This window comes from Immundisolibacter cernigliae, assembly GCF_001697225.1.
Classification (GTDB): Bacteria; Pseudomonadota; Gammaproteobacteria; order Immundisolibacterales; family Immundisolibacteraceae; genus Immundisolibacter; species Immundisolibacter cernigliae.
The window spans coordinates 2,292,469-2,318,297 of record NZ_CP014671.1; the positions used below are offsets into that span (position 1 = coordinate 2,292,469).

The 25,829-nt window shown below is 68.8% G+C and carries 22 protein-coding genes; 7 read left to right on the forward strand and 15 right to left on the reverse strand.

Going from position 1 to position 25,829, the window contains the following annotated elements; all coding sequences use genetic code 11:
• Nucleotides 1-22: 22 nt before the first annotated feature.
• From PG2T_RS10930 to PG2T_RS16110, 5 genes are all read left to right on the forward strand, one after another.
• On the forward strand, nucleotides 23-4,516 hold the full coding sequence (locus tag PG2T_RS10930) for an IPTL-CTERM sorting domain-containing protein (RefSeq protein ID WP_068805223.1): 4,494 nt from the start codon (nucleotides 23-25) through the stop codon (nucleotides 4,514-4,516).
• On the forward strand, nucleotides 4,509-4,925 hold the full coding sequence (locus PG2T_RS16710) for a hypothetical protein (protein WP_145931073.1): 417 nt from the start codon (nucleotides 4,509-4,511) through the stop codon (nucleotides 4,923-4,925). Before PG2T_RS10930 ends, PG2T_RS16710 begins: the two co-directional genes overlap by 8 nt.
• Nucleotides 4,926-5,067: 142 nt before the next feature.
• Entirely contained in the window at nucleotides 5,068-6,192 is a 1,125-nt protein-coding gene (locus PG2T_RS10935; RefSeq protein WP_068805226.1) for an RHS repeat-associated core domain-containing protein, read from the forward strand.
• Nucleotides 6,189-6,497, forward strand: a complete 309-nt coding sequence (locus PG2T_RS10940; protein ID WP_068805229.1) for a hypothetical protein — start codon at nucleotides 6,189-6,191, stop codon at nucleotides 6,495-6,497. The genes PG2T_RS10935 and PG2T_RS10940 overlap by 4 nt, the downstream gene beginning before the upstream one ends.
• The gene (locus tag PG2T_RS16110) at nucleotides 6,490-7,155 is read left to right on the forward strand and encodes a hypothetical protein (RefSeq protein ID WP_075968175.1); all 666 of its coding nucleotides are present in this window, start codon (nucleotides 6,490-6,492) and stop codon (nucleotides 7,153-7,155) included. The genes PG2T_RS10940 and PG2T_RS16110 overlap by 8 nt, the downstream gene beginning before the upstream one ends.
• Here PG2T_RS16110 and PG2T_RS10945 read toward each other — a convergent pair.
• Together PG2T_RS10945 and PG2T_RS10950 are read right to left on the reverse strand one after the other, a co-directional pair.
• Nucleotides 7,039-7,515, reverse strand: a complete 477-nt coding sequence (locus PG2T_RS10945; RefSeq protein ID WP_068805232.1) for an aromatic-ring-hydroxylating dioxygenase subunit beta — start codon at nucleotides 7,513-7,515, stop codon at nucleotides 7,039-7,041. The two genes, PG2T_RS16110 and PG2T_RS10945, sit on opposite strands and share 117 nt — an antisense overlap.
• A 2-nt stretch (nucleotides 7,516-7,517) precedes the next feature.
• Nucleotides 7,518-8,804, reverse strand: coding sequence for an aromatic ring-hydroxylating oxygenase subunit alpha (locus PG2T_RS10950; protein ID WP_068805235.1), 1,287 nt, complete (start codon nucleotides 8,802-8,804; stop codon nucleotides 7,518-7,520).
• 146 nt (nucleotides 8,805-8,950) lie between these two features.
• On the opposite strand from PG2T_RS10950, the gene PG2T_RS10955 reads away from it, so the two are divergent.
• A complete protein-coding gene (locus tag PG2T_RS10955; RefSeq protein ID WP_068805238.1) occupies nucleotides 8,951-10,675 on the forward strand; it encodes a thiamine pyrophosphate-binding protein in 1,725 nt (574 codons plus the stop codon).
• 291 nt (nucleotides 10,676-10,966) lie between these two features.
• Complete coding sequence (locus tag PG2T_RS10960; RefSeq protein WP_068805241.1) at nucleotides 10,967-12,214, forward strand: EAL domain-containing protein; 1,248 nt, start codon at nucleotides 10,967-10,969, stop codon at nucleotides 12,212-12,214.
• 28 nt (nucleotides 12,215-12,242) lie between these two features.
• Here the strand turns inward: PG2T_RS10960 and PG2T_RS10965 are convergent, their stop codons facing one another.
• The 13 genes from PG2T_RS10965 to PG2T_RS11025 all read right to left on the reverse strand — a co-directional run bounded on the left by PG2T_RS10965 (nucleotide 12,243) and on the right by PG2T_RS11025 (nucleotide 25,805).
• The gene (locus PG2T_RS10965) at nucleotides 12,243-14,756 is read right to left on the reverse strand and encodes a bifunctional diguanylate cyclase/phosphodiesterase (protein ID WP_083214883.1); all 2,514 of its coding nucleotides are present in this window, start codon (nucleotides 14,754-14,756) and stop codon (nucleotides 12,243-12,245) included.
• Nucleotides 14,757-14,989: 233 nt separating this feature from the next.
• Nucleotides 14,990-16,798 (reverse strand): DNA mismatch repair endonuclease MutL, encoded by a 1,809-nt coding sequence (mutL, locus tag PG2T_RS10970; protein ID WP_068808255.1) that lies wholly within the window; start codon nucleotides 16,796-16,798, stop codon nucleotides 14,990-14,992.
• Entirely contained in the window at nucleotides 16,785-18,311 is a 1,527-nt protein-coding gene (locus PG2T_RS10975) for an N-acetylmuramoyl-L-alanine amidase (RefSeq protein WP_083214884.1), read from the reverse strand. Before PG2T_RS10975 ends, mutL begins: the two co-directional genes overlap by 14 nt.
• Nucleotides 18,308-18,763 carry a tRNA (adenosine(37)-N6)-threonylcarbamoyltransferase complex ATPase subunit type 1 TsaE gene (tsaE, locus tag PG2T_RS10980; protein WP_068805245.1) on the reverse strand — a complete coding sequence of 152 codons (456 nt, stop codon included), beginning with the start codon at nucleotides 18,761-18,763 and terminating at the stop codon, nucleotides 18,308-18,310. Before tsaE ends, PG2T_RS10975 begins: the two co-directional genes overlap by 4 nt.
• Nucleotides 18,741-20,207 carry a bifunctional ADP-dependent NAD(P)H-hydrate dehydratase/NAD(P)H-hydrate epimerase gene (locus PG2T_RS10985; protein ID WP_068808258.1) on the reverse strand — a complete coding sequence of 489 codons (1,467 nt, stop codon included), beginning with the start codon at nucleotides 20,205-20,207 and terminating at the stop codon, nucleotides 18,741-18,743. Before PG2T_RS10985 ends, tsaE begins: the two co-directional genes overlap by 23 nt.
• Before the next feature lie 646 nt (nucleotides 20,208-20,853).
• A complete protein-coding gene (locus PG2T_RS10990; protein ID WP_068805248.1) occupies nucleotides 20,854-21,645 on the reverse strand; it encodes an enoyl-CoA hydratase/isomerase family protein in 792 nt (263 codons plus the stop codon).
• On the reverse strand, nucleotides 21,638-22,792 hold the full coding sequence (locus PG2T_RS10995; protein WP_068805251.1) for an acyl-CoA dehydrogenase family protein: 1,155 nt from the start codon (nucleotides 22,790-22,792) through the stop codon (nucleotides 21,638-21,640). Before PG2T_RS10995 ends, PG2T_RS10990 begins: the two co-directional genes overlap by 8 nt.
• A 150-nt stretch (nucleotides 22,793-22,942) precedes the next feature.
• On the reverse strand, nucleotides 22,943-23,155 hold the full coding sequence (locus PG2T_RS11000; protein WP_068805254.1) for a hypothetical protein: 213 nt from the start codon (nucleotides 23,153-23,155) through the stop codon (nucleotides 22,943-22,945).
• Nucleotides 23,152-23,379, reverse strand: coding sequence for an addiction module protein (locus PG2T_RS11005; protein WP_068805257.1), 228 nt, complete (start codon nucleotides 23,377-23,379; stop codon nucleotides 23,152-23,154). Before PG2T_RS11005 ends, PG2T_RS11000 begins: the two co-directional genes overlap by 4 nt.
• 78 nt (nucleotides 23,380-23,457) lie before the next feature.
• Nucleotides 23,458-23,940, reverse strand: a complete 483-nt coding sequence (locus PG2T_RS11010) for a peroxiredoxin (protein ID WP_068805260.1) — start codon at nucleotides 23,938-23,940, stop codon at nucleotides 23,458-23,460.
• Between the two features lie 50 nt (nucleotides 23,941-23,990).
• Nucleotides 23,991-24,419 (reverse strand): hotdog fold thioesterase, encoded by a 429-nt coding sequence (locus tag PG2T_RS11015; RefSeq protein ID WP_068805263.1) that lies wholly within the window; start codon nucleotides 24,417-24,419, stop codon nucleotides 23,991-23,993.
• Nucleotides 24,416-25,192 carry an NRDE family protein gene (locus PG2T_RS11020; RefSeq protein ID WP_068805266.1) on the reverse strand — a complete coding sequence of 259 codons (777 nt, stop codon included), beginning with the start codon at nucleotides 25,190-25,192 and terminating at the stop codon, nucleotides 24,416-24,418. Before PG2T_RS11020 ends, PG2T_RS11015 begins: the two co-directional genes overlap by 4 nt.
• 16 nt (nucleotides 25,193-25,208) lie before the next feature.
• The gene (locus PG2T_RS11025) at nucleotides 25,209-25,805 is read right to left on the reverse strand and encodes an O-methyltransferase (RefSeq protein ID WP_068805269.1); all 597 of its coding nucleotides are present in this window, start codon (nucleotides 25,803-25,805) and stop codon (nucleotides 25,209-25,211) included.
• Between the last annotated feature and the right edge of the window lie 24 nt (nucleotides 25,806-25,829).

Here is a 25,829-nt window from a genome sequence, read left to right on the forward strand (position 1 = left end):
CCGCGCGCACAGGGAGGATTTCATGCGCCGCACGCTGCGTCTCGTTCTGGCTTTGGTCTGCCTGAGCGCGTCCGCCCGCGCCGCCTACCAGTGGCCGGACAGCACGCCCCCCGATCAGTGGCGCACCGCCGACGAAGCCTGTTCGCTGGGCGAGGCCCTGCCCGAGCTGGCGCGGCTGCGGGCGGTGAACCCTTCGCGCCAGTACACGCTGATATGGGCCTACGCCAACGAATATACCGACGGCGAATCGCAGTGCCGGTTCGTCATCGAGGAGCGGCGGCCGTTCCTCACCACCGACCTTTTCTACGACTTCCTGCACATCCGCACCGGCGCGGCCGATGCCTGCGCGCTGACCGGCTACCTGGACCCCGAAACCGGTCAGTGTGGCGCGCCCAAGGGTGCGTTCGGCCCCAACTGCCCGGCCGGCGCCAACGGCACCAACCCCATCCATGGCGCATCGGGCAACAAGTACCAGCGCGAGGTGGACTTCGAGGGCGCCGGCAGCTTCCCGCTGCGCTTCGAGCGTCACTACAACAGCCGCGATTTCACCGCCACGGCGCTGGGCACCGGCTGGCGCCACACCTACGCCGGCGTGCTGGTCATCTCCGACAACGCCGGCACGCTCAGCCGCGTGCGGGCGGTGCGGCCGGACGGACGCGTGCTCACGTACACCTGGAACGGCAGCGCCTGGGCGAGCCAGGCCGACGTGCTCGAACGCCTGGCCCAGGCCGGCGCCAACTGGACCTTGACGCTCCCTGACGACCGGGTCGAGACCTACGGCCCCGATGGCGTGCTGGCGTCGGTGCGCGACCGCGCCGGCCTGAGCCACACGCTCACCTACGCGGTCACCCAGGGGGCGAGCCGCCTCACGCGCGTCACGCACAGCTACGGCCAGGTGCTCGACTTCACCTACGACGCGCAGGGTCGTCTGGCGGGTCTCACCGCGCCGGACGGGCAGGCGCTCGGCTACGCCTACGACGCCGCCGGCAAGCTGGCGAGCGTCACCTACCCTGGCGCGCTCACGCGCAGTTACCACTACAACGAAGCCGCCCACACCGGCGGCGCCAACCTGCCGCATGCGCTCACCGGCCTGACCGACGAGCGCGGCATCCGCGTATCGACCTGGACCTACGCGCCGGACGGCCGCGCCACCGGCTCGCGCCGGGCCGGCAACGTGGACGCCTACGCGCTCGCCTACCAGCCGGACGGCAGCACACAGATCACCGACCCGCTGGGCACCGTGCGCGCCTACGGCTTTGTCGTGCAGCAGCAGGTTGCGCGCCTGACCGGGCTGTCGCAGCCGTGCACCAGCGGCTGCGCCGACACCGCGCAGACCCTGACTCGGGACGCCAACGGCAACGTCACGGCCCGGCGCGATTTCAACGGCAACCTGACCTGTTACGCCTACGACCCGGCGCGCAACCTCGAAACCCGGCGCGTGGAAGGCCTGTCCGGCGCGGCCTGTCCGGGTACGACGGTGGCCGGCGTCACGCGCACGATCAGCACCGAGTGGCACGCGACCTTCCGCCTGCCGCTGCGCGTGGCGGAGCCGGGCCGGCGCATCACCTACACCCACGACGCCGAAGGCAACGTCCTGACCCGCACCGAGCAGGCCACCACCGATCCCGACGGCAGCCAGGGCTTCGCCGCCACGCTGACCGGCGCGCCGCGGGTGTGGACCCACACCTGGAACGCCGACGGCCAGGTGCTGACCGTGGACGGTCCGCGCACCGACCTGACCGATGTCACCACCTACGCCTACTACACCGACACCACCGCCGAGCACCGGCGCGGGGACCTGATGCGCGTCACCAACGCGCTGGGCCAGGTGACCAACCTGACCCGCTACGACGGGGCGGGGCGGCTGCGCGAGGCGGTGGACCCCAACGGCGTCACCACCGCCTACGCCTACGACGCGCGCGGCCGGCTGGGGTCCGTCAGCACCGCCGGGGCCACCACCGCGCTCACCTACGACGCCGCCGGGCACCTGAGCCGTGTCACCCTGGCGGACGGCAGCTTCGTTAACTACACCTACGACGGCGCCGGACGGCTGACCGAGGTCGCCGACGCGGTCGGTAACCGCATCGTCCATACGCTGGACGCCGCCGGCAATCGCCTGAGCGAGACCTGGCGCAACCCGGACACCAGCGTGGCGCGCAGCCGCACGCGGGTGTTCGATGCCCTGAGTCGCTTGCAGCAGGCCATCGGCGCCGCCGGCCAGACCACGCAGTACGCCTACGACGCGCAGGGCAATCCCACCACCATTACCGACCCCAAGGCGCAGCCCACCGGCCAGGCCTACGACGCCCGCCACCGGCTGACGCAGGTCAGCGACGCGCTGGCCGGCCTGACCGCGTTCACCTACGACCGCCAGGACCGCGTCACCGGCCTGACCGCCCCCAACGGCGCCGCCACCGCCTACACCTACGACGGCCTGGGCAACCTGACCCAGGAACAAAGCCCCGACCGGGGCACCACCGGCGCCACCTATGATGCCGCCGGCAACGTCCTGACCCGCACCGACGCCCGCGGCGTGAGCGTCACGCTCACCTACGACGCCCTGAACCGGCCGCTGAGCGAGACCTGGAGCAGCGGCGAGACGGCCAGCTACACCTACGATGCCGCGCCCGGCTGTAGCGTCGGTATCGGCCGGCTGTGCCAAGTGGTCGACAGTGCCGGACAGACCACCTACGCCTACGACGCGCACGGACGCCTGACATCCGAGACCCGCACCGAGGCCGGCATCACCCACACCACCGGCTACACCTACGACGCCGCCGGACGGCGGCTGTCCACCACCCTGCCCAGCGGCGAGAACCTGACGCTCACGCGCGATAGCGCCGGCCGGGTCAGCCAGCTCGAAAGCGCCAGCGAGACCCTGGCGCAGGCCATCGCCTACGACGCCGCCGGCGCGCTGACCGCCCAGACTCTCGGCAACGGCATCACCGAAACCACCACCTACGACGCCGACGGCCAGCGCAGCGCCCAGGCCCACAGCGGCAGCAGCAGCGGCGGCGGGACCTCCAGCGCCGCGGACGACGAAATCCCCACCTTGGGCGAGTGGGGCATGATCCTGCTCGGCGGCGTGCTGCTGATCGTTCTGGCGCGGCGCAGCCGTACCCCCGGCCCGGCCGCCTGGCTGCTGCTCGCGCTGGCGGGCACAGTCCTGCTCCTGACCACCCCCGACGCCCGCGCCGGCGACGCCAGCTACACCTACGATAGCAACGGCAACATCCTGACCCGCAGCGCGCCGGACACCACCACCTACAGCTACGACGCCCTGGACCGCCTCACGCGCGAGCAGGGCCCGGCGGTCACCCAGAGCTTCGGCTACGATGGCGCCGGCAACCGCACCCTCGATGGAGCCGGCAGCTACGTGTACGCCCCCGCCAGCAACCGCCAGACCAGCCGCCCGCAGGGGCCGGTCACGCTCGATGCCGCCGGCCACACCACCGCCCAGGCCGGCTTCACCTACACTTGGGACGGCCCGGGCCGGCTCAAGACCGTCCGCCTGTCCGGCCAGCTGCTGGCCACCTACCACTACGACGCCCGCCACCGGCGCACGCGCAAGGAGACCACCGCCCAAGCCCCGCAGGGCGCGGCCACCGTGCTGTACACCTACGACCCAGACGACCACCTGCTCGCCGAGACCGATGCAACCGGCCCGATCAGGAGCTACGTGTGGCGGGACGACACCCCCTTCGCCCAGATCGAGCACCGCCCAACGCGAAAAGTGCTGTACCTGGAGACCGATCATCTGAACACCCCGCGCGCCGCAAGAAACGAGGCCGGCATCCTGGTCTGGCGCTGGGAGGCCGACGCCTTCGGCAGCACCCTGCCAGACGAAGACCCCGACGGCGACGGCACCCCGACCACCGTGAACCTGCGCTACCCCGGCCAGGTCTTCGACCCCGAATCCGGCCTGCACTACAACCAGGCGCGCTACTATGACCCCACCACCGGGCGGTACCTGAGCCCGGACCCGATCGGGCTGGCGGGTGGATTGAATACGTATGCGTATGTGGGGAACAATCCGCTGCGGTTTATCGATCCAAGTGGTTTGGTGACTTGGACCGGTACGCAGACTGGCGGTGAGTTTTTCGCTGCCGGTGTATTTCTCTTTACGCTTCGCAGCGAGTGCATAAATGGTCAACGAACATGGGTAAAAGTTCTGGCGCTCGGCCCAGGGGCGGGGTTTGGGGTCGACTTCTCTGCCACCCACGAGAACGCTCAGGTTGTCGATAACCGTTCAACGCCTGATCCGAGCGTCTTTAACGGGTTTTTCTTTCAATCCAGCGCTGGTTTTTCGATACCGCCAACCGCACAAGGTCTGGCAGGACAGGCGCTGGTCACCAAGCAACTACCGCGTTCCCATGGCGTGAGTGCGAGTGCAGTTCAGATCGGTGGTGCACGAGGAATAGGTGCCGGGCCAGTCAGCGGTTTTGATGTGGGAATTGGTTTTCTGGTCGGGAGTTCGACCGTTATAGACAGCGGCGTCGAGAGCTGTTGTGAATAATCGCCAGATGATGAGGCCACCAAAGAAGGCGAGTGCCATCCTTTTGATGGTGTCCGTAGTATTGTTATGCAGCCAGTTTATTTTAGTTTTTAGCACGTCATTTTTTTCAACCAACTACAGCGTGCCGATGTTTCTGATCCATTTGGTTCCCTACTTATGGCTGCTGTTCTCGATTTATAGTCTCTTCGGAAAGAGTGATTTTTTATCTCGTCGAGGCATTTTAGGGAGATACGTGGTCGTGCTTGTCGCAAGCTATGGCGTTGCCGGAGGTGTTTTCTTACTTCTAGTGACGGGGCTTTTGATCGGCTCTGGACCAGATGCAGTAGAAACCCTATTTCATAATCTGCCAGTTCTTATTGCGGTTACTACTTTTATAGCAGCGCCACTCGTAAATAGATTTCTACGGTAAGGGGATCCAAAATCTATAAACCGGGGACAGACCACGGTTTTTCACCCTGGACTGCCTCACCCGCGAGCAGGGCCCGGCGGTCACCCAGAGCTTCGGCTACGATGGCGCCGGCAACCGCACCCTCGATGGAGCCGGCAGCTACGTGTACGCCCCCAGCAGCAACCGCCAAACCAGCCGCCCGCAGGGGCCGGTCACGCTCGATGCCGCCGGCCACACCACCGCCCAGGCCGGCTTCACCTACACCTGGGACGGCCCGGGCCGGCTCAAGACCGTCCGCCTGTCCGGCCAGCTGCTGGCCACCTACCACTACGACGCCCGCCACCGGCGCACGCGCAAGGAGACCACCGCCGCCGCCCCGCAGGGCGCGGCCACCGTGCTGTACACCTACGACGACAACGCTCACCTGCTCGCCGAGACCGATGCAACCGGCCCGATCAGGAGCTACGTGTGGCGGGACGACACCCCCGTCGCCCAGATCGAGCACCGCCCAACGCGAAAAGTGCTGTACCTGGAGACCGATCATCTGAACACCCCGCGGGCCGCCCGTAACGAAACCGGCGTCCTGGTCTGGCGCTGGGAGGCCGACGCCTTCGGCAGCAGCCTGCCGGACGAAGACCCCGACGGCGACGGGCAGCCGACGGTCATCAACCTGCGCTACCCCGGCCAAATCTTCGACCCGGAATCCGGCCTGCACTACAACCAGGCGCGCTACTATGATCCCACCAGCGGGCGGTACCTGAGCCCGGATCCGATTGGACTGGCGGGGGGCGTGAATACGTATGCGTATGTGGGCAGCAACCCATTAGCGTTTGTTGATCCAATGGGTTTAGCCGCTTGTTTTGTTGATTTCCCTGATTATCCGATCACCATTCCCGGAACGAAAGTCCAAACAACGCTTACCCCAGGGCATGCGGGAGTGTTTGGTTACGACGAGTCGACAGGCCAGACCCGTTATTACGAATATGGTCGCTACGCCAGCGACTTCGGCAGTGTCGAAAGGAGACGCCTACCGAACCTTGAGATTCAACCTGATGGAACCCCTACCCCGGAATCCTGGAAGAAGTTGATCGATGCACTAAACAAAATTGGCAAGGACACCGATGCCGAACTGTCTTGCGATAAGAGCGCGGACGAAACGAAGGTATACGAATACTCGGAGCGTGTGAAGAACGACACGAACAGACCGCCATACAGCTGGAATCCTTTTCGATCTAACACATGCCGCGACTTCGCACGGAGGGCGTTCGAGGCCGGGGGTGGAAATTGAAAAAGATTCTCGTGGCAATCGTTATTCTGGGGATTACCGGCACGCTCCTCATTGTGCTATTCGACACCACTATCAGCCTAGATCACTCCCGTCAGCAGAACACATTCTTGACGCAGCAATGTCGGCTCCTTGTCAAGATCGCCGACGCGGGATGGAACGGGCAAGACCTGGCGGCTTTGACTACCAAGCTCGGACCGAACGTGACCATGAAGAATGAAGGCCGCGAAGCCTGGATTGATGATTCCGTGGTGCTCGCGCTGGACGGAACCAGGATCGTGTCGGTTACTGACGGAACCTGTGATTAACGGCAACGTCCTGACCCGCAGCGTGCCGGACACCACCACCTACAGCTACGACGCCCTGGACCGCCTCACCCGCGAGCAGGGCCCGGTGGTCACCCAGAGCTTCGGCTACGATGGCGCTGGTAACCGCCAAAGCGACGGCATCGGCAGCTACGTGTACGCCCCCAGCAGCAACCGCCAAACCAGCCGCCCGCAGGGGCCAGTCACCCTGGACCCCGCCGGCCACACCACCGCGCAGGCCGGCTTCAGCTACACCTGGGACGGTCCCGGCCAGCTCAAGACCGTCCGCCTGTTCGGTGAGCTGCTGGCCACCTACCACTACGATGCCCGCCACCGGCGCACGCGCAAGGAAACCACCGCCGCCGCCCCGCAGGGCGCGGCCACCGTGCTGTACGCCTACGACGGCAACGATCACCTCATCGCCGAGACCGACGCGACCGGCCCGATCAGGAGCTACCTGTGGCGGGACGACGTGCCCGTGGCCCAGATCGAGCACCGCCCCCGCCTCGATCTCGCGTGGTCAACTCCGCCGGGTGTGGTGCGGCTACAGCAGGAAGGTCAGATTGTCGATGGCCTCGTCGCTTTGCGTCAGCAGTACGGTCTTGGCCCTGATCTGAAAGCCATCTGCGACTGGCAGCAGGCGGTGCTGGCTGACGCCTGACCATATCTCCTGCCGACCGCGGCGCAGCTCGGCCAGCACGAAGTTGCTGCGGGTGTGGACTTCGCCCTCGCGCACTTCGTAGCGGATGTTGCCGACCACCCGGCGCATGCGCGAGCGGGGCCGCTGGCTGTGGGCGGCGCTGCTCATGAGGCGGTAGATGCGGTCTTCGAGGCGGGCCCGGTCATCGTAGATGATGGACACCTGCCGCTGCGGATCGGTGCTGTCGTCGCGGCCATTGCAGGGCACCCAGTAGCAGCACTCGGGCGCCCACAGGGCCAGCCAGGCCTCGGCATCCATGTCGTCGAGCAGGTCGGCTTCGTGGAACAGGAAGGCTTCCACTGCCTCGCGCGTGATCGTCATGATCAGGCCTCCGCCATGAGTTTCGCCCACCCGCGCAACTGGCCGCGCTGGGTGGTTTCGTCGCCGACCAGGCCGACGCGCGTGCCGTCCGGCTCCACGCGCTCGCGGTTCAGGCCGCGCGCCAGATACAGCCAGGGTTCGACGCTGGCCTGCAGGCCTTCCTGGTTGCGCTCGAACAGTTCGGCGTCGTCCGGCGAGCCGGCGCCGGACGGGCCGTAGAACGATTCGTGCTGGCGCAGGCGCAGGCTGTTGACGCTGGCCGGCACGCCCTTGAGCAGGCCGGGGAACATCAGCACCTCGGTCTCGTCCACGCTGATCGGACGCACCAGGCGAATCTGCACGCCGATCAGTTGCAGGTTCGGATAAATGCCGACGTGCGGGTCGCCGGCCCAGGCCAGCAGTTCGTTGCCGCGTTGCTCGCCGTAGGCGGTGTGCATGGCCTGGATGTAGTCCTCGCCCTGCGGCAGCTTGCGCAGGGTGGCCAGATAGCGGTCCAGGTTGCCCATGCGTCCGGGCAGGAAATCCAGCAGCACGTGGCCGTTGCCAAGGTCGCGCGTCAGGTTGCCGGACTCGTCGGCGAACGGATCGCCGTGGTGGGTGTCGGCCATGTTGCCGCCGGAGCGCCGGCGCCAGGCGTCGAGCACCGAGCGGTGCGTGTAGTGCGGGTGGTAGCCGTCCATGCCGACGAACTTCCAGTTGCCGCGGTAGCGCGTGCGGTGCACGCCGGCGGTGACGTCGATGTCGCCGACCGGCGAGGCGTCCATGTAGATGTCCAGGTACTTCGCCGCCGGCCCGAGGTGTTCGGCCAGGGTCGAACCGGTCGGGGCGAGACTCGCAAACACGAAGCCGCGGTAGCTGGCCTGGCGCGGCACGAGCGTCAGGCCAAAGTCTTCCTTGTGGAAGTCCGCACCGTAGCCGGCGGGGCCGGGCACGTCCTGCAGCGGGCCGGTGTTGCGGTACACCCAGCCGTGGTACCAGCAGGTGAAAAAACGCGCGTTGCCGGTTTCCGTTTCGCACACGGTCATGCCGCGATGGCGGCAGCGGTTCATGAACACGCGCACCTGGCCGTCCTCGCCGCGCACCATGATGACCGGCTGGCGCCCGAGTGTGGTGGCGCGAAAGTCGCCCGGATTGGGCAGTTCCGCCTCGTGGCCGACGCACAGCCAGGCGCGATGGAAGATGCGTGTCATCTCCTGCTCGAAGATGGCCGGATCCGTATAAATGGCGCTGTGCACGCGGTCGGGCTGCACCAGGTGGGCGTAATCGGACAAGGCGTGCGGGGCATTCATGGCAGTTCCTCCGATCGCGAGCTGTGGCGGAAAAATACCATGCGGCCCCTGCTGATCGTTCGGTCGGTTGAGCGGTCTATGATTCGCATCAGGTGCGGCGCCGCTTCGGTAAGCCGACCGTAACAGTCATCCCGGAGGAGACCCCCATGAGCCAGCCCAACGGCGCCGAAGTCCTGATCGACATCCTGAACGGTTACGGTGTGGAGGCGATTTTCTCCTCGCCCGGCTCCGAATGGCCGCCGCTGTGGGAGGCACTGGCCCGGCGCGCGGCCGCAAAACAGCCGGCGCCGACCTATTACAACGCCCGCCACGAGGACCTGGCCATCGGCCAGGCCATGGGCTACGCGCGGGCCACCGGCAAGCTGGGCGTGTGTCTGGTGCACGCCACGGTGGGCACGCTGCACGCCTCGATGGGCATCCGCGCCGCCTATCACGAGCAGATTCCGTTGCTGGTGCTGGCCGGCGAGTCGGTCACCTTCGGCGAGGGTCCGGACGCCTGGGTCGGTGCGCAATGGGGGCGCTTTCTGGCCGACCACGGCGGGCCGGCGCGGCTGGTCGATTCGTTTACCAAGTCGAGCTTTGGTTTGAACACGCCGGCCGTGCTGGCCGGCGCCGTGCATCGTGCCTGTGCTCTGGCGATGGGCGCGCCGCAGGGGCCGGTGTTCCTGTCGCTGCCGTTCGAGCATCTGCACCAGCCGGCGGTGCTGCCGGCGCCGGCCCGCTATGCCTTTCCGGCCACACCGCAGGCGGATCGCGCGCCGCTGCAGCAAGCCGCCGGCTGGCTGAAGGCGGCCAAAAGCCCGCTGATCATCGTCGAGAACGCCTGCCGCACGGCGGCCGAAGCGGCGCGCCTGGTGCAGTTGGCCGAGCGCCTGGGTGCCGGCGTGGTGGAGGGCCAGCATCCGGGTTTCGTGAATTTCCCGCGCGATCACGCGCTGCATGCCGGCTTCTATGCGCAGGCTTATCTGAAGGACGTCGACGCGGTGCTGATGCTCGAATCGCCCGGCCCGTGGTACCCACCGACGGCCATGACGCCGCCGGCCGCCAAGCTGATCAACATCGCCCAGGACCCGTTGCGCGAGCGCGATCCATATACCGGTTTCACGGCCGATCTGCAGATTCAGGGCGATGTGATGGCCGCCGTGGACATGCTGCTGGAGCTGATCCCGACCGCCACGGCCGGCGCCGATCAGCGACAGACTGCCTGGGCGGAACGCAGCGTGGCGCGGCGCGCGCAGTGGCGGGAGGATGCGCTGCAGAACGCGGGCGCCACGCCGATCGACGCGCGCTTTTTGTGCCACGAACTGAACGCCTGCCTGCCGGACGACGCTGTGATCATCGATGAGACCATCCTGTCCCACCACACCATCATCAACGTGATGGACCGCTTGAAGCCCGGCCATTTCATCAACGCCCTGTCCGGCGGCCTGGGCCTGGGTCTGGGCATGGGTTTGGGCGCCGCAGTGGGGCTGCCGGACAAGCTGCTGGTCACCTTCGTCGGCGACGGCACCTACAACTACAACCCCGGCCTGGCGGCACTCGGCTTCTCGCAGCAGTACGGCGTGGGCATGCTGACCGTGATCTTCAACAACGGCCACTATCGGTCGATGCAGATGGGCACCGAGTTCCTGTACCCGAAAGGCGCCGCGGTCACCCACCGCAACCACGTCAGCTCGCCGATCGCGCCCAACCCGGACTACAGCCAACTGGCAGTGATGTTCGGCGGCCACGGCGAGAAGGTCGAGGATCCGACGCAGATCCGCGCCGCCGTCGGTCGCGCCGTGGCGGCGGTACGCGAGGGCCGACCGGCGATCCTGGACGTGCGCATCGGCGACGAGATCGCCTTCCTGGCCAGGATGTTCGGCGGCTAAGTGGGAGCCTGGCTGTGCCGCGCGATATCGCCCGGCACTGCCGGGCTCTACAGTTCTCCGATCGGGGGGCAGTTGTGCCCGGCTCCGCCGGGGTATAGAAAACCGTCGGCGGCATTCAGCGTCTGCCTGAACGGCCGATACAAGGCCAGGTAGTGACCTGTCACGCCCTGGCTCAGGGGCCGGTGCCTAGACGTCGCGCGACGCGAGCATGCCGTCGCGTGCGTCTCGACCCGCCGCCAGCCAGGCCCGACAGGCAGATCTGTGGCCATTCACTGGAGCGTGCCAAACGCCATGTCGAACCTGCGTACCGCCTCGCAGCTTTCCCATCTTGAGGCCCTGGCCAGCCAGGCCGACGACGGCGTCTGGCAGGGCCAGTTCCGCAGCCTGCGCCTGTCGAGCGTGTTCCAGCCGGTGGTGACGCTGAGCACCGGCCGGGTGGTGGGCCACGAGGGACTGGTTCGTCTGGACTATGCCGACGGGCGGGGCGCGACGCCGTTCCGGTTCTTCAGCGGCGGCCTGGACGAGGCCGGCCTGGTTGAACTGGACACCCTGTGCCGGCTGCTGCACCTGCGCAACTTTCAGGGCCAGGCCGGCACGGCCGACGGCTGGCTGTTCCTGAACGTGTCGCCGCTGGTGGTGGCGAGCCACCGCCGGCATGGCGAATTCCTGGCCAACATACTGGAGAAAAGCGGTTTCGATCCGGCGCGCGTGGTGGTGGAAATCGCCGAGTCCGGTGTGCAGGATGGCGATACGCTGGCCGATGCGGTGGCCCATTACCGGCAAATCGGCTGCCTGGTGGCGATCGACGATTACGGCGTCGGGCTGTCCAGCCTGACGCGCCTGTGGTCGCTGGGCGTCGACATCGTCAAGCTCGATCGCGAGCTGCTGCTGGCCGCCCTGGCCCGTCACGAGGAGCGCCGCCTGCTGCCCGGTCTGGTCGAATTCCTGCATGACTGCGGCGCCCTGGTGCTGATGGAGGGCGTGGAGACCTACGAGGAGGCCATGCTCGCGCTGGAAGTCGGCTGCGACCTGGCGCAGGGCTTTCACTTCGCCTTCCCGGCGCCTGTTCTGCGCGACCGTGCCCAGATCATCCCCATCGACATGCCGCGCGCTGTATCGTCGACACCGGTCGGCGCCGCGCCGGTGTCATCCTGGCCCGATGTCTGGTGCCTGCAGCTGGTCGCCGCCGCGCAGCGCCTGGCCGGCGGCGCCACGCTGGCGGATGCGACCGCCCCGATGCTCGATGAGATCTCACTGCTGCGCTGTTACTGGCTCGATGTCGATGGCATTCAGCGCAGCGACAGCCTGCTGGGCGCCCGAGCGGGCCGGCCACGCTTTGCGATGCTGCTGGACCAGCCGGGCGCGGATGCGTCCGGGCGCGGGTTTTTTGCCCGCGCCGTCGCCAATCCGGATTCGGTGCAGCGCAGCCGCGCCTACCTGCAACGGGGTTTCGGCGTGGCCTGTGTCACGCTGGCGGTGACGGCATCGCTGGCCGGCGCGCCGGGCGTGCTGTGTTGCGACGTGGCCTGGCGGGCGTGAAGCGGCCCTGACGCAGCCGGCAGCCGCGTCAGGCCGCGCCTATTGCCGACTGCGGGATGCCCTCCAGCATCGATTCGATCGGTGCCGGCCGGCCAAGCAAAAAGCCCTGCCCGTAGTTGACGCCGATCGTGCGCAGCAGCTCCAGCGTCGCCGCGTCCTCGACGAACTCGGCGATGGTCTGAAAGCCCATGATGGTCGACAGCCGGTGGATGGCCTCCACCATGGCGCGGTCGATCGGTTCGCGGGTGATGTCGCGCACGAAGCTGCCGTCCAGCTTCAGGTAATCCACCGGCAGATGCTTCAGGTAGGCGAACGACGACACGCCGGTGCCAAAGTCGTCCAGCGCAAACAGACAGCCGGCGCCGCGCAGACGGTGGATGAACTCGCGCGTGCGGCCAAGATGGGCGACGGCGGTGGTCTCGGTCAGTTCCAGGCACAGCCGGCCGGACACATGGCCCGGATCGGCGAAGTAGCCCTCGATCATGCCGATCACGCCCGGGTCCTCCAGTGAGCGACCGGAAAGGTTCACCGACAGGCGCGCACCGGCGGCCCGGCCGCAGGCCAGCAGGTGCCCAATCGCGCGTGACACCACATAGCCGTCGATCAACGGCATCAGTCCGAAGCGTTCGGCGGCCGGCAGGAAGGCGCCCGGCAGCACGATGCGCCCGTCCCGCTGGCGCAGGCGCAGCAACACCTCGTACCACGGCGGCCCGTCGGCTTCGCCGAGCGCGCAGATCGGCTGCACGTACAGCAGCAGGCGCTGTTCATCCAGCGCGTCGCGCAGCTCGGTCGCCCACTGCATTTCGCTGCGGCGGCGCGCCAGGTCGGCATCACCGTGCCGGAACAGATGGATGCGGTTGCGCCCGAGGTCCTTGGCCGTGTAACAGGCAAGGTCCGCCTCGGTCAGCAGTTCGGCGGCCGATGCCGCGCCGGCGCTGACCGGCACCAGGCCCATGCTGGCGCCCACGGTGAAGCTGCGTTCCCCCCAGCGAAAGCGGAAATCGCCGATCGCGCCGAGCAAATCATGGGCGATCTGCGTCGCCTTGTCCGGCGGGCAGTCGGTCAGCAGCAAGCCGAATTCGTCGCCGCCGAGGCGCGCCAGCAGGTCACCGCGGCGGATCCGGTGCTGCAGCAGGGTGGCCAGTTCGGCCAGCAGCTGGTCGCCGGCCGTGTGGCCGCAGCCGTCGTTGACCACCTTGAACTGGTCCAGATCCACGTAACACAGGGCATGCACGGCATCGGTCCGGCGCGCTTGCTCCAGCAGTTCGCCCAGCCGGTGTTCGAACTCGCGCCGGTTGGGCAGGCCGGTCAGCGGGTCGTGCCGCGCCTGGTGGGAGATCTCGTCCGCCAGGCGCCGGGTGTCGGTCACGTCGCGAAACACGATCACCGCGCCGGCCAGCGTGCCGTCGGGCAGATGAATGGGCGCCGCCGAATCTTCCACTTGATACTCGACCCCGTCGCGGTTCAGCAGGACGGCGGTGCCCGGCAGGTCGATCGCCTGATCTTCGGCGATGCAGCGCAGCAGCGGATTGTCGACCGGCCGGCGGCTGTCTTCGTGCACCAGGCGAAACACCTCGCCGACCGGCCGGTCGAGGGCTTCGATCTGCGGCCAGCCGGTCAGGCGCTCGGCGATCGGGTTCAGCGCCGTAACGCGGCCCTCGGCATCGGTGGTGATGACGCCGTCGCCGATCGATTGCAACGTTACCCTGGCCAGCTCCTCGGCCCGGGCGAGCGTCTGTTCGGCGTGTTTGCGGTCAGTGATGTCGCGGCCGGAGAAATGCAGCACGCCCGTGCCCCAGGACGGCTGGATGGTCAGCGCCACGTCCAGCCAGAACGGCGTTCCGTCCAGGCGCAGCGAGTACCAGTCGAAGCGGGCAAAGCCCTTTTCCAGCGCCCGTTCGGACTCCATTCGCGAGCGATCGACCGACGACCTGCCATCCGGCTGCACCGGCGGCGAGAAATCGAGCGGCGTGGCGCCGATCACCTGCGCCTTGTCGCTGGCGCCATACAGGCGCGCCAGATAGGCGTTGCAGTCGATGAAGCACGGCTCGCCACCGGCGATCGAGATGAAGCCGAAGGCATCCTCTGCGACCTCGAACAAATCGCGAAAGCGCGCCTCGCTGGTGGCCAGTTCGGCCTGGGTTTCGATCACGGCGCCGATGTCGCGGATGTGTACGCAGTACACATCCGGCGCAAGCGACGGCAGGGCCGTCAGTTCCACCTCGGCGCTCAGCCGTTTGCCGGCCGGGTCCAGAAACTCCCAGCGGGTCTTGGTACGGCCGGCACGCAGCGCCTCCCGATTGGCCGCAACGAAAGCGTGTTCCTGTTGCCCATCGAGCTGGGCCATGCGGGTCAGCGCGGCGGCGAATCGCGGCGCCGGATCGGCATCCTCCCGCATTCCCAGCAGGGTCGCGAAAGCGTCGTTCCAGCGCAGCAGGCGGATGTCCTGCAGGGTCACGCCGCGTGCGATCGCCACCGGGTCCGGGTTGCTGCGCAGCCAGTCGTCGAAGGCGGACGGTCCGGTGATGCAGGGTTTCTCCATCCTTGGTCAATCCTTTGCCTGCGGGCAGCGAAGGCCGGCTTGCCGGCTGTGGGTAGTTCACCCACCGAGCCGACGGCACCCCACAGCGCCCCGCTTGCCGCGTTGGCGCCGATGGTCTGACACGGTTTATCGGTCGCCGCGCCGGAACATTGAGCGCCAGACCGCGACCGGCTGAAGTTGGCCGACCCCCCGGGGGCGCAGTACCGCTTGCACGCCGCGCCGCTGGGGGCGGCTCAGCGCCCGCGCAGGAACAGGCGGTCCAGCTCCGCCAGCGGTAATTCCACCCAGGTTGGGCGGCCGTGGCTGCATTGGCCGCTGCGTTCAGTGCGTTCCATGTCGCGCAGCAGCGCGTCCATTTCGGCCAGCGACAATTGGCGTCCGGCGCGCACCGAGCCGTGGCAGGCCATGCCCGACAGCAGGGCGTCGATATGCTCCTGCACGCGCGTGCTGCGGCCGTGCTCGCGCAGCTCGGCCAGGATGTCGCGCACCAGCGCGGCCACGTCGCCGCCGGCCAGCAGCGCCGGCACCTCGCGCACGGCCAGCGTGTCCGGCCCCAGCACGGCCAGCTCCAGGCCCAGCTGCGGCCACAGTTCGGCGTGTTGCTCTACCGCCGCCACATCGGCGGCACCCAAGTGCAGCGTCAGCGGCACCAACAGTGGTTGACTGACGATGCGCCCGCTGGCGTGGGCGGCGCGCAGGCGCTCGTAGGTGATGCGCTCGTGCGCGGCGTGCATGTCGACCAGTACCAGGCCGCGCGCGCCCTGCGCCAGGATGTAGATGCCCATCAGCTGCGCCAGCGGCCGGCCGAGCGGCTGCTCGCCATCGGCTGGCAATGCCACAGCGGCGCCCGCGGCATCCTGCGCCGCGCCACGTGCCAGCTGTGTGTACGCCGCGAGCTGTTCGGCCACCTGACCGGTCGACAGGCGGGGGGCATTCGCTTCCCAGAGCCGGGATGGGCTGCCGGCAAAGCCGCTGGTCGGAACGGGCGCCGATCCGGTCCCAGGCGCGGCATCCAGCCCCTGCCCGCCGGCGCGGCTGCCGCTGGCGATCACCTCGCGCAGACCCCGACGCACCAGGTCGTGCACCGCGCGGCTGTCGCGAAAACGCACCTCGGCCTTGGCCGGATGCACGTTCACGTCCACCAGTTCGGCCGGCAGGTCCAGGTACAGCACATAGGCCGGCTGGCGACCGTGGTAGAGCACGTCCTGATAGGCCTGGCGCGCGGCATGGGTGAGCAGCTTGTCGCGCACCAGGCGGCCGTTGACGTACCAGTGCTGCAGGTCTGCCGCGGCGCGCGAGAAGGTCGGCAGCGCCGCCCAGCCGGACAGGCGCAGCTCGCCGGCCGGAAAGTCCAGCCGCAGCGCGGCATCCACGAAGGCCTGCCCGCACAGGCGTGCCAGGCGCTGTTCGCGGGCCGGCAGATCCAGCGCCGGCTGCAGTTGCTGCACCGGCTTGCCGTTGTGCGACCAGGCAAGACCGACGTCGAAACGCGCCAGCGCCAGGCGGCGCAGCAGTTCGTCGGCGTGCTGGAACTCGGTCTTCTCGGCGCGCAGGAACTTGCGCCGCGCCGGCAGGTTGTAGAACAGGTCGCGCACGGTCACGGTGGTGCCGGGCGGATGCGCCGCCGGCGACGGCTCGGATTGGCCATGCAGCAACTGCGCCGCGGGCGCGCCGGCCGGCGCCGATGCCAGGTCCAGGCGCGCCACGGAGGCGATGCTGGGCAGCGCCTCGCCGCGAAAGCCCAGCGTGCGGATGCGCATCAGCTCGCCGCTGCTGGCCAGCTTGCTGGTGGCATGGCGGCGCAGCGCCAGCGGCAGCTCCTCGGCCGGAATGCCGCCGCCGTCGTCGCGCACGCGGATCAGGCCGACGCCGCCCTGCTCCAGCGTGACCTCGATGCGCCGGGCCCCGGCGTCGAGGGCGTTCTCCAGCAATTCCTTGACGATCGAGGCCGGCCGCTCGACCACCTCGCCGGCGGCGATCTGGTTGGCCAGTTGCGCCGGCAGTTCGCGGATCGGCCGGCGCGGCGCCTCAGCTGCCGTCATCCGCGCGGCGCAGGGCCGGCGTGCGGCCGGTTTCCGCATCGGCCAGCGCCTGGCGCAGGCGCGGCTCGGTTTGCAGGTAATCGCGGATACCGGCCGCCAGTGCCGTGGCCATGCGGCGGCGGAAAGCCGGATCGGCCAGCTTGCGGGCCTCGTCGGGCGAGGAAATGAAGGCGGTTTCGACCAGCACCGAGGGTACCTGCGGTGATTTGAGGACCATGAAGCCGGCCTGTTGCACGTCCGAGCGGTGCAATTTGTTCACGTCGGCGATACGGTCCAACAGGCGGTCGGCCAGACGAAGACTACTCTCGGTGGTGGCGTTCTGCGACAGGTCCAGCAGCACCGAGCGCAGCACCTTGTCCTGGCCCGCATCGGCCAGGCCCGGCGCCAGGCCGGCCGCGTTCTCGCGCGCCGCCAGCAGACGCGCCGCCTCGCTGGTGGCGCCGTGCTCGGACAGCGCGTAGACGCTCGAACCGCGCGCCGTGCCCTTGGCCACGGCGTCGGCGTGTATCGAAACGAACAGGTCGGCCTTGTGCTTGTGCGCCACGGCGGTGCGCTGGCGCAGTTCCAGGAACCGGTCGTCGCTGCGTGTGAGCACGGCGCGCATGCCCGGCCTGGCGTTGATCTGCGCGGCCAGTTCCCGGGCAATGGCCAGGGTGACGGTTTTCTCGTACAGGCGGCCGGGGCCGACCGCCCCCACGTCGTGGCCGCCGTGGCCGGCGTCGATCACCACCGTCACGGCGCCGGCCGACTTGGCGCGCAGCACCGGCGCAGCGGCGGCGCTGGGCACAGCCGCCGCCGTGGCAACCGCTGGCTCGGGCCGTGGAGCAACCGGCGTAGCGGGCTGTTTGGTGACCTGCGGAGCGGTTTTGGCAATCGCGACCGCATTGGCTGGCTTGGCAACAACCGGTGCCGAGGCCGGCCGGGGCGCCTTGGCCGGCGCGCGCGCCACCACCGGCGCCAGCGCCGCCTTGCCGCCCAGCACGTCGATCTGCACTCGCGGCCCCTGGCCGCCACCGGCCGGCAGCGTGGCGTGGCGCCACTGCACCGGCGTGGCCAGGTCGAACACCACCCGCAGTCCGCCGCCTGCCTGCGGGCCGGTGCGCACGGCGCGCAGCGTGCCGCCGGGCGGCGCGGCCAATGCGCCGCGCAGCGTGGTCGCCGGCAGGTCGACCACCAGCCGCTCCGGTGCCTTCAGGCTGAACACGCGCACCGCGGTGGGTGCGCTCAGATTCAGCGTCAGCCGCGTGCCGCCGGCCACCGGCGCGTACTGCACGCCGCGCAGCTCGCCCGCGAAACCGGCCAGCGGCGACAGCGCCAGCAGGCACACAACAAAGGCAGCCGCGAACAATTGCCCCAGGCGGCCAGTGGACTGGCGATACCCGCCCTGTAGGAGCGCAGCAGCGCTGCGCGATCCAAGCCCCGAAGCCATCGCCCGGCATGGCTGGGCTCCCATCCGGTTGTTGAACGACAACCCCCCGGCGGGCTTGTTGGCGGTTCCAGCACGTGTGTTCATGCCATCGATTCCAGTAGCGATTCGCCGGCGGGGCTGTGCGCGCGGGCCTGCACCCGGCGGCCACTGCCGGCCATGTCGATGTCCAGTTCCAGGTCGGCCTGCGGCAGCCAGCCGGCGCCGCGCTCGGGCCATTCCACGAAGCAGACGTGCCGCCCGTCGAACAGCTCGCGGGCGCCGATGTCTTCCAGTTCCTCGGCGCTGCCGAGGCGATACAGGTCCAGATGGCAGACCTCGCCGCGCGCCACGGCGTAGGTTTCCAGAATCGTGTAGGTCGGGCTGCGCACCGGGCCGGCGTGGCCGAGCGCCCGCAGCACGCCGCGCACCAGCGTGGTCTTGCCGGCACCCAGCGGGCCTCGCAGGTAGACGCACAGGGATTCCGGCAACGCCTGCGCCAGGCGGGCGCCCAGATCCAGCTGCGCGGCTTCGTTCTCAAGCACCCAGGTGCGCTCCATCGTCCGTTCCGTTGAGCAATGGCGGCAAGGCGTCCGACACATCCCCGGCCAGCAGGCCGCGCTCGCCGCGTCGCGCCGCCACGGCATCGGCCGCCGCGCCATGCAGGCAGGCGCCCAGCGCCGCCGCTGCCAGCGCCGGCAGGCCCTGCGCCCACAGCGCGGCGATCAGGCCGGTCAGCACATCGCCCATGCCGCCGCTGGCCATGCCCGGATTGCCGTACGGCACCACGGCGATCGGCGCCTGGCCGTCGCACACCAGCGTGCCGGCGCCCTTGAGCAGCACCACGCCGCCGAAGCGGGCCTGCACGGCGCGCACGGTGGCGTAGCGGTCGGCCTCCACCTGTGCGGTGGCGATACCCAGCAGGCGCGCCGCCTCGCCGGGGTGCGGCGTCAGAATCCAGTTCTCGCGCCGCTCGGGCGCGGCGGCCAGCAGATTGAGCGCGTCGGCGTCCACCACCAGCGGCAGACCGCTGTCGAGCGCCGCCCCGAACAGCGCGCGGCCGAAATCGCCCTGCCCCAGACCCGGCCCGACCGCCAGCACGCTGGCGCGCGCCAGCAGCGGCGCCAGATCGGCGGCGGTGTCGACACCGCGCGCCATCAGCTCCGGCCGACCGGCGATCAGCGCCGGCACGTGCGCCGGGCGCGTCGCCACGCTGGTCAGGCCGGCACCGGCGCGTGCCGCCGCCTCGCCGGCCAGGCGCACCGCGCCGCCGTAGCCGTGATCGCCGCCGATCACCAGCACGTGACCGAAGTCGCCCTTGTGCGCGCCGCGGCGGCGCGGCGGCAGAAAGGCAGCGCGCAAATGCGGCAGGTCGAGCAGCACGGCCGGCGCCTCGCCGGCCTGTTCCACGGCCAGCTCCGGCACGCCCAGATCATCGAAAACCAACTGCCCGCAACAGTCGCGCGCCACGCCGGTGTACAGACCCTGCTTGCGGGCCACGAAGCTGACCGTGGCATCGGCACGCACCACCGCGCCCGGCGCCTGGCCGGTATCGGCGTTCAGCCCGCTTGGCACATCCAGGGCCAGCACCGGCCGGCCGCTGGCATTGATGTCGGCAATGGCATCCGCGACTGCACCCACGGGCGGGCGGTCCAGACCCGTGCCCAGCAGCGCATCGACCACCACATCGGCCTGCGCCAGCATGGCGACTGAAACGTCTTCCTCGGCGCCGCCGCAGGCGATGAACCACTGCCGGGCCGTGTCTGCCTCGCTGCCGGGGCGCGGCAGACCGGCCACCGCGGCCAGGCGCACCGGCCGCCCGGCCAGCCGCGCCAGCCGCGCCAGCACGTAGCCGTCGCCGCCGTTGTTGCCGGCCCCGCACAGCACGGCCAGGCGCAGCGCCTGCGGCCAGCGGCTGCGCAGAAACGCGAACGCAGCCGCACCGGCGCGCTCCATCAACACGCTACCGCTGCACGCGGCTTGCTGCGCCGCGGCTCGGTCCATCTGCCGCGACTGCGCAACCGAATAGATTTTTTCCAGCGAAGACAACACGTTAAGGACGTCGCTTGATGCCTGGCCTGAAAAAGTCGACGCAAGCATACGCTTTTTTCGCCGTCGTCGACCTGCAAAACCATGCGGGGCTTGGCTTTTGGCCACTTCCGGTGGCGACGGAAGCCGGGCATGCCACCGCGTGGGGAGCGCGGTTTCATACTTGCCGATCGATTCGTCCGTTCCCGGACCCGACTGGCAGGCCTCGGACCGGCCCAAGGGGTGAGGCGCACGGACGCGCCTGGCAACCTGCGCGCGCTGAAAGCCTTGCTTCTGCGCTATGTCGGCAAGCTGATGTGCAGCCACATCGATCCGCCGTAGAACACCGGCAACGAGTGCTGGGTCGACAACGTCAACAGCCCGCGGATTTGCAAGTGGTGGGCGAGGTGGTCGGCATGGAAGGCGAAACGCTCGACCGGCTGTGGTGGTGTCCCGCAGCGTGGTGCGGGTTCACAAGGTCATCGGCGGCAAGTGGCTTAGGGAAACGCTGAATACTTCAGCGTTTCCCTAAGTAATATTTATCGGGTGCGTTAACGAAGAGTCAGTTCGCAAGAGACGGCGGGCTTGTGAGGTAGTGCTCGCCAAGACAGCGCCCCGTTTCTCAGAACCTTGGCGGGCGACGCTCGCCGAAAGCCGCCAGGCCCTCGTCCACATCCGGTCCGGCCATGGCTTCCAGGGCCAGGCGTTGTTCCAGCGCCAGCGCGTCGGCCAGCGGCAGGTCGGCGCCTTCGCGGGCCAGGCGTTTCATGGCGGCCAGACCCGGCCGGCTGCGGCTGGCGAGCGCAGTGCAGTAATCGAGCGCCCGTTCGCGCAGCTGGGCGTCCGGGATGACCTGCGTCACCAGGCCCCAGTCCTGCGCCTCGTTCGCTGCCAGCCAGCGGGCCGAGAACATCAGGTCGAGCGCGCGCGCCGGGCCGACCCGCCGCGGCAGACGCTGGCTGCCGCCCCAGCCGGGCACCAGCCCGAACTGCGCGTGCTGATCGCCCAGCTTGGCGCCCTCGGCGGCCAGAATGACGTCGCCGGCCAGCGCCAGTTCCAGGCCGCCGGCCAGGCACAGGCCCTGCACGGCGATGACCACCGGCAGCGGCGAGGCCTCCAGCCGGCACAAAACGCGGTGACCGAGCGCGATGAATTCGTCGAAGCGGCCGGCGGCGCGCAGGGCCTGCACCTCGGCCAGATCGGCACCGGTGCAAAAGTGCTTGCCCTGGGCGGCGATCAGCAGCGCGCGGCAGGTGGGGTCCGCTTCGGCCGCATCCAGTGCGGCCTCGATGGCCCGGTGCACGGCGCTGTTCAGGCAATTGAATTTTTCCGGCCGGGCCAGTTCCAGTACGGCCGTCGCGCCGTGTCGGCTGACGGCGACGACAGTGCCCGAATCCGCGTTCGCTTCAGGCATAGGGCACCGCCACGCGGCCGACCTTCTCGCGCGCGATGATCATTTTCTGGATCTGGGCCGTGCCGTCGCCAATCTGCAGGCCCAGCACGTCCCGCAGGCGCTGCTGGTGGGGCAGGTCGGTGCTGTAGCCGTAATGGCCATTGGTGATCAGGCACTGGTGGATGACGTCGAAGGCCAGCTTGGGCGCCCACCACTTGACCATGGCCGCCTCGGACGTGTGCGGCAGGCCGCGGTCGCGCAGCCACAGGGTCTTGAAGCACAGCAGGCGGCAGGCTTCCAGCAGCGTCTCGAACTCGGCCAGCGGTTCGGTGACGCCCTGGAACTTGGCCAGCGGCCGGCCGAAGGCCTCGCGCTCGGTGACGTAGGCCCAGGTTTCCTCCAGCGATGCCCGGGCGGCGCCCAGGCACTGCAGGCCGATCAGCCCGCGGCTGTAATCGAAGCCGGCCATGACCTGCCCGAAGCCGCGATTCTCGTCGCCCAGCATGCGCCCGGCCGGCACTTCCACGTCATCGAAGAACACCGAGCCGCGGCCGACCGCACGGGTGCCCAGATCGTCATACGGCAAGCGGCTGATGCCGGGGCTGTCCATGTCGACCAGGAAGGCGCTGATGCCCTTGGCGCGATCTTCCTGGCTGCCGGTGCGGGCGAACACGACGATCTTGTGCATGTGGGCGGCGAACGAGGCGGAGGCCTTCTCGCCCTTCAGGACGTAGACATCGCCCCTGCGGGTGGCGCGCAGCTTCAGATTCGCCGCGTCCGAGCCGCCGCCCGGCTCGGTCAGGCCGAGCCCGACCAGCGCCTCGCCGCGGCAGATCTGGCCGACCACCTCGCGCGCCAGGTCCGGCTGCGCATGGCGGGTGAGGATGGTGGCGCACAGCGAGCCCATCAGCTGCACGTAGGAGACGTTGAAGTCGTGGCGGGCGATTTCCTCCACGATCAGGCCGGCGGTTACGGCGTCCAGCCCGGCGCCGCCCATATCCTCCGGCATTTCCGGGGCGATGTAGCCCAGGCCGCCCATCTCCTGGATCAGGCCGGGCTCGAAGCCGGTCTTCTCGCGCTGCATGTAGCCGGGCGCCAGGCGCTCGGCCCCGTAGCGGCTGACCGCCTCGCGGATGGCGAGCTGCTCGTCGGTGAAGGCGAAATCCATGGGGTCTCCTCCTTAATGCCGCGGCGTGGCCAGCGGTGTGTTGGTTAGTTATTGGGTGCCGCGGACAGGGCGTTCGAAATCAGCCCTCGCGCCGTTGCCAGGTTGCCGGGTCTCGGCTGCTGTGAAAAACCGCCAGCACGACAATCCGCTTTACCTGCGCGCGAAAGTAAATGCTGTACGGAAACCGGTTGGCGACGACCCGGCCACGGCATACCGCCGCGGTTGCGCGGCGGCGAGCAGGACGCAGCGCTCGATCTGGGCGATGAACTCGCCGCCAAGGCCGGGGCGCTGCGCCTCGTACCAGGCGACGGCCTCGATGAATTCTGCATAAGCGGCGCGACCAAACGTGACCGGCAGCGTCATCGCCCGATGCGGGCAAGCGCGGCCGTCTTGACATCACTCCAGGCCAGCACGTCGTGCGGGTTCGCCAGGTGATCAGCGAGCCGACGATCGAGTTCTGCCTTTTGCGCGTCGGTCGGCGGCGGTGCGGCATTACGTTTGGCAATGCTGTCCCACAGCGCTTCGACCAACTCGAGCTGGTCTTGCAGGCTCAGTTGGCGGGCCTGATCGAGAAGGTCCGTATCCATACCACGTTGTCGAGCTGCCGGGTCGGAGAACCGAAGCGGCTTGCGAAGCCGCCCCGGTCATCGTCAGGAAACGCCGGCTTACAGTGCGGCCAGAATCGTCTCGGCCTTGCTGGCCTCGAAGGTGCGGCCTTCCTCGACGCCCAGGTGCTTGACCACACCGTTTTCGGCGATCAGCGCGTAACGCTGCGAGCGCGCGCCCATGCCAAAGCCGCTGCCGTCCAGCTCCAGGCCCATGGCCTTGGCGAAATCGGCATTGCCGTCGGCCAGCAGCAGGGCCTTGTCGCCGACCTGCTGGTCCTTGGCCCAGGCGCCCATCACGAAGGCGTCGTTCACGGATACGCACACGATCTGGTCCACGCCCTTGGCCTTGAACTGGTCGGCCAGCTTCACGTAGCCGGGCAGGTGCTGGCCCGAGCACAGGGGCGTGAAGGCGCCCGGCACGGCAAACAGCACAACCTTCTTGCCGGCGAACACGTCGTCGGTGGAAATCGGCTTGGGGCCTTCGGCAGTCATCTGCGTCAGGGTTACGGAGGGAATCTTGTCGCCAACTTTGATGCTCATGGAGCGCTCCTCGGAAGTGGGGGAAATGAATACGGAAAACGGTATCGGCCTCAGCGCGCACCTATGGTCATCACGGTGAGGCGGGACACGCAACTGATTCTACCCGCCTCGTCTTCGATCCGGATGTCCCAGATTTGCGTGGTTCTGCCGGTATGGATGGGGCGCACGGTGCCGGTCACCACGCCGTCGGCAACGCTGCGCAGGTGGTTGGCGTTCACTTCCAGGCCGACGTGGCGCATGCCCTCGTGCCCGGCCAGCACGCCGGACGCGACCGAGCCGATGGTCTCGGCCAGTACCACGTTGGCACCACCGTGCAGGATGCCGGCCGGCTGGCGGGTGAATTCGTTCACCGGCAGGGTCGCTTTCAGGTAATCCGGGCCGACTTCGGTGAAGCGCATGCCAAGGTGCCAGGCCATGCTGCCGCCGATGCGCGGCGCGTTCAGTTGCTCGACCGTCAGGCCGGGGCGCCAGATGCTCATGCTGGGTATGTCCTCGATTCTTGCAGCGGAAAACGAAACTGCGACTCGCCGCGTTTGGGCGCGTGGCGGCGTTCGACCAACTCCACCCGTGCCTCGGCGCTGATGCGCAGCACGGTCGAGCAGCGGGTGCCGTAGCGCGGGGTCTCTATGAAGATGGCCGACAGTGCCTGCGCCAGGGTCGTGTCCAGGCCAATCGCCGGGTCGGCGCTTGCAGGATGGGTACGCCGGTCCTGCAGCAGTTCCAGCAACGCATCGGCCGGCGGCGCGCCGTCCTTGCACAGCCCGGCCAGGGTCGCCTTGCTGGCCTGCACTTTTGGCCACGGCGTGTCGAGCTGGTCGTTTGAAAGTCCGTAGATACCGGGCGCGAGCTGGCGCGGTGGGCCGCCCCGATTGCTGTACCACCACAGCGACTGGCGGTCGCCGCACAGCAGGTTGAAGCCGGCGTAATCGGCAGCGTGCGCCGGCAGCGACTGCACGTACTCGCTGGCGCGGGTTCCGCCCAGCAGGTAATCGCGCGCCAGTTCGCCGCGCGAACGGGGCGGCGGCGTGACGGTTCGCGCCTCGCGGTAATTGGTCACGGCGGCAAAGCGCCCGTCGCGGGTTACGCCAAGCCAGGTGCCGCCGGCCAGCAGGTCGCGACCGGCCAGCAGCTGCGGCGCCTCCGGCCAGAACTGCGCCGGTGCGGCCGGGCGCTCGTAGAGTTCGTCCCGGTTGGCCGCCAGCAGCAGCGGGCAGTCTTCCAGCACGCGCCAGGCCAGCACCAGCAGGCACATGTCGTGCCGAGATCGTTTACAGGCGCACGGCCAGCGCCACGCCGTCCTGCTCCGGGCTGTGCCCCGGCAGCAGGCACAGCAGGTTCACGCTGCGAAAGCGCGGGTCGGCGACCAGCGCGGCGTTGAACGGCTCGGCATCGGCAAAGCCGGTGTTGTCGGCCACCAGCAGGCCGCCGGGGCGCAGCAGCCGGGCGCAGTGCTCCAGCGCGTACAGGTAATCGGCCTTGTCGATGTCGAGCAGGATCAGGTCGAACGGGGCGACCAGGCCCGGCAGTACTTCCTGCGCGGCGCCGATCAGCACGTTGGTTTTCACGCCGCAGCCGGCCAGGTTCTGGCGGGCTGCCACGGCCCGGCGCGGATCGCTTTCGAGGGCCACGATTTCGCCCTCGCCGGCCATGCCGTCGGCCAGATACAGGGTCGAGTAGCCGTTGCCGGCGCCAAGATCGAGCACGCGCCGCGCACCACCGAACTGCGCCAGCAGGGCCAGCAGGTTGCCCAACAGCGGCCCGATGGTGGGGATGCCGTCGGCGGCAGCGGCAATCGCCACCTGCGTCAGCTCGGCCCGCTGGGGCCGGGTCTGGCGGCGAAAATGGCCTTCCAGGTCGGGAATCATGCGTGACACGGGCAACTCCGGATG

What these genes read in the sequence shown, in the direction of transcription:
- PG2T_RS10930 (WP_068805223.1), top strand. Translation starts at nt 23, where the DNA reads ATGCGCCGCACGCTGCGTCTCGTTCTGGCTTTGGTCTGCCTGAGCGCG.
- PG2T_RS10945 (WP_068805232.1), bottom strand. Translation starts at nt 7,515, where the DNA reads ATGACGATCACGCGCGAGGCAGTGGAAGCCTTCCTGTTCCACGAAGCC.
- PG2T_RS10950 (WP_068805235.1), bottom strand. Translation starts at nt 8,804, where the DNA reads ATGAATGCCCCGCACGCCTTGTCCGATTACGCCCACCTGGTGCAGCCC.
- PG2T_RS10955 (WP_068805238.1), top strand. Translation starts at nt 8,951, where the DNA reads ATGAGCCAGCCCAACGGCGCCGAAGTCCTGATCGACATCCTGAACGGT.
- PG2T_RS10960 (WP_068805241.1), top strand. Translation starts at nt 10,967, where the DNA reads ATGTCGAACCTGCGTACCGCCTCGCAGCTTTCCCATCTTGAGGCCCTG.
- PG2T_RS10965 (WP_083214883.1), bottom strand. Translation starts at nt 14,756, where the DNA reads ATGGAGAAACCCTGCATCACCGGACCGTCCGCCTTCGACGACTGGCTG.
- mutL (WP_068808255.1), bottom strand. Translation starts at nt 16,798, where the DNA reads ATGACGGCAGCTGAGGCGCCGCGCCGGCCGATCCGCGAACTGCCGGCG.
- PG2T_RS10975 (WP_083214884.1), bottom strand. Translation starts at nt 18,311, where the DNA reads ATGAACACACGTGCTGGAACCGCCAACAAGCCCGCCGGGGGGTTGTCG.
- tsaE (WP_068805245.1), bottom strand. Translation starts at nt 18,763, where the DNA reads ATGGAGCGCACCTGGGTGCTTGAGAACGAAGCCGCGCAGCTGGATCTG.
- PG2T_RS10985 (WP_068808258.1), bottom strand. Translation starts at nt 20,207, where the DNA reads ATGGACCGAGCCGCGGCGCAGCAAGCCGCGTGCAGCGGTAGCGTGTTG.
- PG2T_RS10990 (WP_068805248.1), bottom strand. Translation starts at nt 21,645, where the DNA reads ATGCCTGAAGCGAACGCGGATTCGGGCACTGTCGTCGCCGTCAGCCGA.
- PG2T_RS10995 (WP_068805251.1), bottom strand. Translation starts at nt 22,792, where the DNA reads ATGGATTTCGCCTTCACCGACGAGCAGCTCGCCATCCGCGAGGCGGTC.
- PG2T_RS11000 (WP_068805254.1), bottom strand. Translation starts at nt 23,155, where the DNA reads ATGACGCTGCCGGTCACGTTTGGTCGCGCCGCTTATGCAGAATTCATC.
- PG2T_RS11005 (WP_068805257.1), bottom strand. Translation starts at nt 23,379, where the DNA reads ATGGATACGGACCTTCTCGATCAGGCCCGCCAACTGAGCCTGCAAGAC.
- PG2T_RS11010 (WP_068805260.1), bottom strand. Translation starts at nt 23,940, where the DNA reads ATGAGCATCAAAGTTGGCGACAAGATTCCCTCCGTAACCCTGACGCAG.
- PG2T_RS11015 (WP_068805263.1), bottom strand. Translation starts at nt 24,419, where the DNA reads ATGAGCATCTGGCGCCCCGGCCTGACGGTCGAGCAACTGAACGCGCCG.
- PG2T_RS11020 (WP_068805266.1), bottom strand. Translation starts at nt 25,192, where the DNA reads ATGTGCCTGCTGGTGCTGGCCTGGCGCGTGCTGGAAGACTGCCCGCTG.
- PG2T_RS11025 (WP_068805269.1), bottom strand. Translation starts at nt 25,805, where the DNA reads ATGATTCCCGACCTGGAAGGCCATTTTCGCCGCCAGACCCGGCCCCAG.